Annotated in this window: 7 protein-coding genes and 1 riboswitch; of the genes, 5 read left to right on the forward strand and 2 right to left on the reverse strand. The window is 74.6% G+C overall.

Going from position 1 to position 9,416, the window contains the following annotated elements; genetic code table 11:
* On the forward strand, window positions 1–1,131 hold a 1,131-nt coding region (locus VF746_01330), incomplete at its 5' end, for a tetratricopeptide repeat protein (protein HEX8691054.1).
* Here VF746_01330 and VF746_01335 read toward each other — a convergent pair.
* A complete protein-coding gene (locus VF746_01335; protein ID HEX8691055.1) occupies window positions 1,128–1,529 on the reverse strand; it encodes a lysozyme inhibitor LprI family protein in 402 nt (133 codons plus the stop codon). The genes VF746_01330 and VF746_01335 overlap by 4 nt on opposite strands.
* A 631-nt stretch (window positions 1,530–2,160) precedes the next feature.
* Between VF746_01335 and thrA the strand changes: the two genes are divergently transcribed.
* The 4 genes from thrA to thrC all read left to right on the forward strand — a co-directional run bounded on the left by thrA (window position 2,161) and on the right by thrC (window position 7,189).
* On the forward strand, window positions 2,161–4,482 hold the full coding sequence (thrA, locus tag VF746_01340; GenBank protein HEX8691056.1) for a bifunctional aspartate kinase/homoserine dehydrogenase I: 2,322 nt from the start codon (window positions 2,161–2,163) through the stop codon (window positions 4,480–4,482).
* Complete coding sequence (locus VF746_01345) at window positions 4,437–4,634, forward strand: hypothetical protein (GenBank protein ID HEX8691057.1); 198 nt, start codon at window positions 4,437–4,439, stop codon at window positions 4,632–4,634. The genes thrA and VF746_01345 overlap by 46 nt, the downstream gene beginning before the upstream one ends.
* A gap of 336 nt (window positions 4,635–4,970) precedes the next feature.
* Window positions 4,971–5,915 carry a homoserine kinase gene (locus VF746_01350; protein HEX8691058.1) on the forward strand — a complete coding sequence of 315 codons (945 nt, stop codon included), beginning with the start codon at window positions 4,971–4,973 and terminating at the stop codon, window positions 5,913–5,915.
* A complete protein-coding gene (gene thrC / locus VF746_01355) occupies window positions 5,912–7,189 on the forward strand; it encodes a threonine synthase (GenBank protein ID HEX8691059.1) in 1,278 nt (425 codons plus the stop codon). The genes VF746_01350 and thrC overlap by 4 nt, the downstream gene beginning before the upstream one ends.
* Window positions 7,190–7,565: 376 nt before the next feature.
* On the opposite strand, the gene VF746_01360 is transcribed toward thrC, so the two are convergent.
* Window positions 7,566–9,011: an Ig-like domain-containing protein gene (locus VF746_01360; protein ID HEX8691060.1), complete on the reverse strand. Its 1,446-nt coding sequence runs from the start codon at window positions 9,009–9,011 to the stop codon at window positions 7,566–7,568.
* A gap of 77 nt (window positions 9,012–9,088) precedes the next feature.
* Window positions 9,089–9,181, reverse strand: a riboswitch (cyclic di-GMP riboswitch).
* Window positions 9,182–9,416 lie beyond the last annotated feature (235 nt).

Consider the following 9,416-nt stretch of genomic DNA (forward strand, 5'->3'; position numbering starts at 1 on the left):
CCTCCCGAGCCCGTCGTGCCGGCCGAGCCCGTGGCTGCCCGGGAGCCCGTGGGCACTTCGCCACCCGTGGTCTCCACGCCCGTGGTGCCCACCCGGCCCGTCCGCCCCACGGAGCCCGCCGCTCCCGCTCCGCGTGCCGGCGGGCCGCGCGTCGTGGTGGAGCCCGCGCTGGCGGCCGGGGCGAGTGCTCCCGCGAGCGCCGGTACGCGCGGCGCGGCCGGCGAAGCGCGGCGGCCGGCCGGCGACGGCGCTCCGGGCCGGACACCGCCCCCGGCGACGCCCCGCGAACGCCGGGCAGGCGGCAGGGTCGCCGTGATCGCGCTCATCGCCGCGCTGGTGCTCGCGCTGGGATGGATGGGGCTGCGGAACGTGGGGAGGGACACCGCGTCGCCAGCCGGCGGCCGCGTGGCCGGCGCGGACGCGGAGGAGCAGACCAGGGCGACGGACCCGGCCGGGGCGGCTCCGGCCGGCGGTGCGGCGCCGGGAGGCCGGGTGACGACTGGAGGCCAGGCGGTGCCGGGGGGCCAGGTGGCACGGGGCCCCACGACAGGACCCGGCGGCATCGAGCGCCCGCCGGCCGAGGCGCAGCGAGTGGAGCCCGGCGTCGCCTCGCCCACCACCACCCCCGACCGCCCGGCGGCCACGGGGACGGCGACGATCCCGAGGGGGCCGGCCGCGGCGCCCGCCCCGCCTCCCGCGCCCCGGCGGTCCCCCGCCCCGGCGGCCACCGCGGCGGCCCCGCCGCCCGCGCCCGCCGTCCGGGGAGGAAGCGCGGCCGCCCTCAACCGCGAGGGCGAGGTCCTGTTCGCTCGCGGCGACATTGCCGGGGCGGCGGCGCGCTTCCGCGCGGCGGTGCAGGCGGCGCCGACGAGCGCCGCGTACCGCAACAACCTGGGATGGGCTCTCTTCCAGCTGGGAGACATCGACGGGGCCGGGCGGGAGCTGAGCGAAACGATCCGGCTGGACCCGCGGCGGGCCATCGCCCACGCCAACATGGGCGAGGTGCACCGGGCGCGGGGCGACATCGCCGCGGCCATCGCGGCGTACGAGCGCTTCCTGGAGCTGAACACCGACCCGCGCCGCGAGCAGATCGCGCGCGGCAAGCTGCGAGGCCTGCGGGGCGGCACCTAGCCGTCGTCCAGCGCGCGCAGGTACGCCGTGCGGTCGCGCACCGCGCGGATCTGCGAGGGGAGCACCTTCACGATGGAGTGGTTGGCCCAGGGGCGGGAGTAGTACGAGGTGAGCACCGCGTCGTAGCGCCGCAGCCACGCCCGCTGGCTCTCGCGCAGCGCCCTGCGCCGCTCGGGGGATAGGGCGGCCATCTTCTGCCGGTACACGCGGTTCAGTTCCGCGTCGGCCTCCGCGTAGTCGGCCCGCAGGCACGCCAGGATCTCCACGCGCGTGAGCATCCAGAAGTCCTGGCACGGATGTGCCACGTCCTCGTGGAACTCCTGCGCCGACCCGCGCGCGGGACGCACGCAGGCGCAGGCCAGCAGCCCCACCCCCAGCAGCCACCCGCGACCCCGCATCGTCACGCTCGCAACTTCTTTCGAGAGCCCTCCGCCGACGGCGCATCTTCGCCGACCGCCCCGGCGCGTGGAGCGGCGCCGGGCGCATGATGCATGCCGGTAATCGTGCCTCTCGCTTCGCCGCTGCCAGGGCCGATCACCTGTTCCATCAATGCATCCGGCAGCCGACTGCCGGAGCGGAGCCATTCTGCCCATCAGCCATCGTGTACCTCGACGCGCCGGAACCCGTTGCGGTCGGCGGCGTCGTTCACGCAGCCGAGGAACCAGGGGAACGAAGCGGCGAGCGTACCGTCGAAGGGAAGCGGGCCTGTACCTCATCGCGCTCTCCGCATGGGCTCCGGAAGCGCCCAATCCAGCCGGCCTCGGCCGCCCATCAACCCCGGACACCCGCGGCCTTGACATGCCGCTCGCGAACCGGGTACAGTTGCAGACACGTTTCATGAGACGCGCTCCACCAGGACCGCCGCCGCCGCGACCCTGGCGCACGAGTCGCGGCGCGGAGACGCCAGACGCCATTGGGCGGCATGGTCCCCAACGGTGCGCCGGCGGCCCGTGAACTTTCACGGGCCGCTTTCTTTACGCCGCCGCAAGGACAGCCCCGGCGGCACTCCCGGGATGCGGAAGGACCCGGATGTCCACGGAACAGCTGGTGGTCCACAAGTTCGGCGGGACCAGCCTGGCCACCGCCGACCGCTACCGCGCGGTGGCCGACATCGTGCTCGGCCGCCCCGAGCCCCGGCGCGCGGTGGTGGTCTCGGCCATGGGCGGCGTCACCGACGCGCTGATGCGCGCGGTGGAGCTGGCCGGCCGTCGCGACCCGGCGTACCGCCAGGAGGCCGCGGCCCTCTACGCCCGCCACCTGCGCACCGCCGAGGAGCTCCTCCCCGGCGCGTGCGGGCACGAGGTGCGCGCCGCCCTGGAGCGCGACTTCGCCGACGTGGACGACGTGCTGCGGGCCGCCTGGATCCTGCGCGACTGCCCGCGCGGCGCCGTGGACATGGTCGCGGGGCTCGGCGAGGTGTGGTCCGCCCGCCTCCTGGCCGCGCACCTGGCGGCCCGCGGCGCCCGGGCCGGCTGGCTGGACGCCCGCGAGGTGCTGGTGGCCGAGCCCGGAGAGGGGACGGCGCGCGTGGAGTGGGAGACGACCCGCGCGCGTCTCGCGGCGTGGCGCGACGCCCGCGGCGGCCTCCCCGAGACGCTGGTGGTCACCGGCTTCGTGGCCTCGACGCCCGCGGGGGCGCCCACCACGCTCGGCCGCAACGGGAGCGACTACTCGGCCTCGATCTTCGGCGCGCTCCTGGAGGCCGACGCCATCCACATCTGGACCGACGTGGACGGGGTGATGAGCGCCAACCCGCGCCTGGTCCCAGAGGCGCTGGTGCTGGAGAGCCTGTCGTACCAGGAGGCGATGGAGCTGGCCCACTTCGGCGCCCGGGTGGTGCACCCGGCCACCATGGGGCCGGCCGTTGCGCGCTCGATCCCCATCTACATCCGCAACACCTTCCGCCCCGAGGCGCCGGGGACGCGCATCCACGTGGACGGCGGCCCGGCGCGCACGGTGAAGGGGATCTCGGCGGTGGAGGAGGTGGCGCTGGTGAACGTGGAGGGGACGGGGATGCGCGAGGTCCCCGGCGCCGCCCACCGGCTCTTCGGGGCGCTGCGCGAGGCGGGGGTGAGCGCGCTGATGGTGTCGCAGGGCAGCTCGCAGCACTCGCTCTGCTTCGCCGTCCCCGCGGCCGCCGCCGAGCGGGCGCGGGCCGCGCTGGAGGCGGCGTTCTACGCCGAGCGCCACCAGGGGCAGATCCAGACGCTGGAGGTGGACCCCCGCTGCGCGCTGCTGGCGGTGGTGGGCGACGGGATGGCGGGGCTCCCCGGCGTGGCGGCGCGCTTCTTCGGGGCGCTGGGGAAGGCGGGGATCAACGTGCGCGCCATCGCCCAGGGCTCGTCCGAGCGCAACATCTCGGTGGTGGTGGGCGCCGCCGAGGCCGAGCGGGCGCTCAGGGCCACGCACTCGGCGCTCTACCTGTCGCGGCAGACCCTGTCCGTGGGGGTGATCGGCGCCGGGGTGGTGGGCTCGGCGCTCCTGGACCAGCTGGCCCGGCGCGCCGAGCGGATCCGCGCCGAGCGCGGCGTGGACCTGCGCGTGCGCGCCGTGGCCACCCGCTCGGTGATGGCGCTGGACGGGCGGCGCCTGCCGCTGGAGCGCTGGCGCGAGGAGCTGGCGCGGGGGGTGCCGTTCGACCTGGACGCCTTCCTGGCGCACGTGCGCAGCGACGACTTCCCGCACACGGTGATCGTCGACTGCACGGCCGACGAGGACCTGGCGCGCCGCTACGGCGAGTGGCTCTCCCGCGGCGTCCACGTGGTCACGCCCAACAAGCGCGCCAACACGCTGGAGCTCGGCTACTACCGCGAGCTGCGCCGCACGGGGGGCGGCCCCGGCGCGCACTACCTGTACGAGACCACGGTGGGCGCGGGGCTCCCCATCATCCAGACGCTGCGCGACCTGATCGCCACCGGCGACGAGGTGCTGCGCGTGGAGGGGGTGCTCTCGGGGACGCTGTCGTACCTCTTCAACGCCTTCGACGGGGTGCGCCCCTTCTCGGAGCTGGTGGCCGAGGCGCGGCGGCAGGGCTTCACCGAGCCCGACCCGCGCGACGACCTGTCCGGGGTCGACGTGGCCCGCAAGGTGGTGATCCTGGCGCGGGAGATGGGCCTGGAGCTGGACCTGGCCGACGTGGAGCTGCAGGGGCTGGTCCCCCCGGAGCTGGAGGGAGGGAGCGTGGACGACTTCCTGCACCGGCTGCGGGACCACGACGCCCGGCTCGCGCGCTGGTGGGAGGAGGCGCACGCGCGGGGCGAGCGGCTGCGCTTCGTGGGCGTGGTGGACAGGGCGGGCACGCCAGCGTGCGGCTCTGCGGCTACCCGGCGTCGCACCCGTTCGCGCGGCTGAACCTGACGGACAACATCGTGCAGTTCCAGACCCGCCGCTACACGCCCAACCCGCTGATCGTGCAGGGGCCGGGCGCCGGGCCCGAGGTCACCGCGGCGGGCGTCTTCGCCGACCTCCTCCGCCTGGCCGCGTACCTCGGCGGCGCGCCGTGAATCCGGCTCCGTCGACGGCGACGACAGTGACTCACCCATGTCAGACTGATTGTGCAACAGAATGTCATTCTGAGGGGAGCCGCGGCGCCGAACCTTCTGAATGCGGCAGAGCCAGGCGGCGACCGAAGAATCTACTCACCCGTGAGCGAGGTCCGCTCGTCGCACCAGACCTCGCTCGCAGGCGCAGTAGATTCCTCGGGAGCGTCCCAGGCATCGGCGTGGGGGTGAGTCGGGAGTGGACGCTCCCTCGGAATGACATCTTCGTGCTTGCACGATCAATTCTGAAATCCAGTGAGACCGGTAGTCGACGGCGTTCATCCCGATCCGGCAGCCCGCATGACGCGCCCGACCCGCGCCACCGCCTTCGCCCCGGCCAGCGTCTCGAACCTGGCGGTGGGGTTCGACCTGCTGGGCCACCCCCTCCCCGCCGCGGGCGACCGGGTGACGGTGCGGCGCGTCCCCGGGCGCGGGGTCGCCATCCGCGAGGCGACGGGGTGCGCCGGCCCCCTCCCCACCGACCCCGCCGCGAACACCGCCGGCGCGGCGCTCCTGCGGCTGCTGGAGGAGCGCGCGCCGGAGATGGGCGTGGAGGTGTCGATCGAGAAGGGGATCCCGCTCGGCTCGGGGATCGGGGGATCGGCCGCCTCGGCCGTCGCCGCCGTCGTCGCGGCGAACGCGCTCCTCCCCGAGCCGCTGCAGTTGGCCGACCTCTTCCGTTACGCCCTGGTCGGCGAGGCGGTGGCCGCGGGCGCGGTGCACGGCGACAACGTGGCGCCCTCGCTCTTCGGCGGGCTGGTGCTGGTGCGCTCGGCCGAGCCTCCCGACGTGGTCCCCCTCCCCGTCCCCGCGGCGCTGCGATGCGTGGTGGTGCTGCCCGAGCTGCGGCTCGACACGCGGACGGCGCGCGCCGTTCTCCCGAAGGAGATCGCGCTGCGCGACCACGTGCGCCAGGCCGCCAACCTGGCGGGGGTGGTCGCCGGCCTGTGCGCGGGCGACCTGGCCCTCGTCGGCCGCTCGCTCGCCGACGTGCTGGTGGAGCAGTGGCGGGCGCCGCTCATCCCCGGCTTCGCGGCGGTGAAGGAGGGCGCGCTGGCGGCGGGGGCGCTGGGCTGCTCCATCTCCGGCGGCGGCCCCAGCGTCTTCGCCTGGTGCGGCGGCGAGGCGGCGGCCCTGCGGGTGCGCGAGGCGATGGTGGCGGCCTTCGCGGCGCACGGGGTGAAGGCGGGCGGATGGACCTGCCCCGTGGGCGGCCCCGGCGCCCGCGTGGAGGAGGTCGCGTGAGGTACCTCGGCACGCGCGACCCCGGGCACGCGGCGACGCTCTCGGAAGCGGTGGAGCGCGGGCTGGCGCCGGACGGCGGGCTCTACGTCCCGGAGCGCTTCCCCTCGCTCGCGGCGGAGGACTTCGCGGGGGCGCAGACGCTGGCGGAGGTCGCGGAGCGGCTGCTGGCGCCGTTCTTCGCGGGCGACCGGCTGGAGGGGGCGCTGGGGGAGATCTGCCGCGAGGCGCTCGCCTTCCCCGTCCCCTTACGCGACCTGCGGGACCGGACGGCGGTGCTGGAGCTCTTCCACGGCCCCACGGCGGCGTTCAAGGACGTGGGGGCGCGCTTCCTGGCCGCCGTGATGTCGCGCCTGGGCGGGGCCGACGCGCGCCCGCTCACCATCCTGGTGGCGACCTCGGGCGACACGGGGGGCGCGGTGGCGGCGGCGTTCCACGGCCGGCCGGGGGTGGAGGTGGCCGTGCTCTTCCCCGCCGGGCGGGTGTCTCCGCGCCAGGAGAAGCAGCTCACCGCGTGGGGCGGCAACGTGCGCGCCTTCGCCGTCCGCGGCGACTTCGACGCCTGTCAGCGCCTGGCGAAGGCGGCCATGGCGGACCCGGATCTGCGCGCCGTCCGGCGGCTCTCCTCCGCCAACAGCATCAACGTGGGCCGCCTCCTCCCGCAGGCGGCGTACTACGCGTGGGCGGCGCTGCGGTACGCGCGGCGGCACGGGGCGGCGCCGGGGTTCGTGGTGCCCTCGGGGAACCTGGGGAACGCCGTGGCCGCGCTCTGGGCCCGCCGCGCCGGGCTGCCGGTGCGCGAGGTGGTGCTCGCCACCAACGCCAACCCCGCCGTCACCGCGTTCCTGGCCGGCGAGCCCTGGGGGCCGCGCCCCACCGTGGCCACGCTCGCGACGGCGATGGACGTGGGCTTCCCCAGCAACATGGAGCGCGTCTTCCACCTCTTCGGCGGCGAGGAGGCGGCGCGCCGGGCGCTCAGCGCGTTCCGGGTGGGCGACGAGGAGATCCGCGCGGCGATCCGCGCCGGCCCCGCGCGCTGGGGCGAGGTGTGGGACCCCCACACCGCCGCGGCGGTGGTGGTGCGCGAGCGGCTGGAGACGCCGGACTGGATCGTGGTCGCCACCGCCCACCCGGCCAAGTTCGAGGCGGTGGTGGAGCCGCTGGTGGGCCGCGAGGTCCCGGTCCCCCCCGAACTCGGCCGCCTGCTGGAGCGCCCCTCGCACGCGGAGGAGATCGAGCCCACGCTGGAGGCCTTCCGCGCGGCGCTGGGAGGGTGATGCGGGAATCAGCAGAAAGAAAGACGAACTGCGGGCCTCACGCAGAGTCAGCAGAGTCAGCAGAGAAACAACTGAAATGCCCCTCACAGAGGGCACGGAGGACGCAGAGAACTTCAGCGGATTCTGATCAGATGATCCCGTAGGGGCGAGGCCTGCCTCAACCGGCGGATGCCGGGCCCGTATGCGGCAGGCAGCCTGTTGCGCCGATGCCGCCTGTGCTCGGACTCCAGGCTCGCCCCTGCGAAACACATCGCGTTGAGAAGCCGATCGATTGCTGGATCAGATCCGTAAAGAGCACGCGCATTCCCTTCACGCACCCACGCACCCGAAAAGAGACCGGGCCCGCGGGAAGCGTCCCGCGGGCCCGGCGCCGGCTTCAGAAGCCGGTCATCCCGAAGGGGTTCGGGTACTTCGACCCGTCGACCACCTCCCAGGGGCCCCAGTAGATGTACTGCGTCTGCGGGGTGCTCTTGTTCTTGTTGGCGCCCAGGTCGATCCCCCGCGCCCGCGGCGTCACGTTCCCGCTCACCTCGATCCCCGCGTACTCCCAGGCGTTGTTGGCGATCGCGCCGCCGTTGGTCAGCCGCCGCTTCCACCAGTGCTGGCGCGCCGAGCTGGGGCCGAGCCGCTCGTAGTAGACCACGAACTCCCACCACTCGTTGTCGTTCCAGGCCGCGGCGGCGCGGCTCCAGTTCTGGGTGCCGGGGAGCTGCCGCTCGTTGTACGAGAGCCAGGTGCCGTTCTGGTTGACGGCCCAGCCGCGCACGTAGTCGTCGGTGCTGGTGAGCTCGATGCCGCCGCGCCCGTCGTAGCCCTCCCAGAGCCAGAACGAGACCTTGTAGGCGTTGGCGTACCCCGCGGGGTTCGGCCCCACGTCGGTCCACCCCGGCGAGTACTTCATCCGCCAGCGGTACCACATTTTGTCCAGCGGCGCCGGGAACGCCTCGCTGAGGCGCGGCGCGAACCCAGCCTCGTCCGACTGCCGGAAGCGGATCCGCACCGCCTGCCCGAAGGTGGGGTCGGCCACCAGGTCCACGTCCTGGTAGACGTCCTCGGAGCGGAACCACCAGAAGTACTCGCGCGCCTTGAGCTGGTCCTTGTTCTGGTACGAGCGCCAGTCGTCGCCCACCACGGTCTGGTAGCTCCCCGCGGGCGGCGGGGGCGGCGGCGGCGTGGTGGTGACGGTGACGTCCACCGAGCCCGAGACCCCGCCCGGGCCGGTGGCGGTCACCTTGAAGCTCCCCGCCGTGCTCCCGGCGGTGTAGACCCCGCCGGCCGAGATCGTCCCGCCCGTTGCCGACCAGGTGACGGCGACCTGCGAAGTGCCGCCGCTGGAGAGCTGCCCCACCGCCTGGTACTGCTGCGTGGCGCCCGCCTGCACGCTGGCGCCGTTCGGAGTCACCAGGATCCCCGTGAGCGTGGGGTTCGACGGCGGGCCGGCGGTGACGGTGCCGCTCGCGCTGCCGGCCACCCCGTTCGGCGCGGTGGCCGTCACGGTGTAGCTGCCGGGGCTCGCGCCCGCGGTGAAGAGGCCGCTCTGGGTGACGGTGCCGCCGGTGGCCGACCAGGTGAGCTCCACGGAGCCCGCGCTCCCGTCGCTCATGGTCTCGGTGGCCTGGAACTGCAGGGTGGCGCCGGCCTGCACCGCCTGGCCGCTGGGCGACAGCTTCACCGCGCTCACCCGGGGCTGCTCGGGCGTGGGCTCCGGCCCCGGCTGGGTGACGCCGCCGCCGCCGTCGCAGGCGGCGAGGACCAGGAAAGTGGCGCCGAGCCGGAGCGCGGCGCCGCGGGCGCGCAGCAGTGGATGCGTGGCGAGCTTCATTGTCCGCTCCTGACCTGGCCAGACCAAAAAAAGAACGAACCTCCGGCTGACGACGTGCGGGGAAAGCGCAGTCGCAAGCTGGCGGCTCGGCGGACGTGGCGCGGCATAGGCCGCACGGTAGTCCCGTGGCTCTGCGTCACCGCCTTTCGACGGCTTTGCTCTGAGCAGCTTTGCTGGGGATTCGGGGTGTTGTGCGGGCAAAGATAATACCCGCTCGCCCGGGGACAAGCGCCACGGGCGGGCGGCACGGGTGCGGGGGTTGCACTCCAGGGGGGACCAGGACCCTCCGGCGGCGCTCCTCCCGCCTATGCCACTCCGGGAACGCGTATATAATACATTGTCTCACAACGACTTACAAGCCCCCGCACGCATTCGGCCCTCGCACGCCCGGCGTGGCGCGCGCGC

The sequence above is a fragment of the Longimicrobium sp. genome (genome assembly GCA_036389795.1).
Lineage (GTDB): Bacteria > Gemmatimonadota > Gemmatimonadetes > Longimicrobiales > Longimicrobiaceae > Longimicrobium.

Excerpts from the sequence above, each read along its gene's own strand:
- VF746_01335 (HEX8691055.1), bottom strand. The coding sequence starts at position 1,529 with ATGCGGGGTCGCGGGTGGCTGCTGGGGGTGGGGCTGCTGGCCTGCGCC.
- thrA (HEX8691056.1), top strand. The coding sequence starts at position 2,161 with ATGTCCACGGAACAGCTGGTGGTCCACAAGTTCGGCGGGACCAGCCTG.
- VF746_01350 (HEX8691058.1), top strand. The coding sequence starts at position 4,971 with ATGACGCGCCCGACCCGCGCCACCGCCTTCGCCCCGGCCAGCGTCTCG.
- VF746_01360 (HEX8691060.1), bottom strand. The coding sequence starts at position 9,011 with ATGAAGCTCGCCACGCATCCACTGCTGCGCGCCCGCGGCGCCGCGCTC.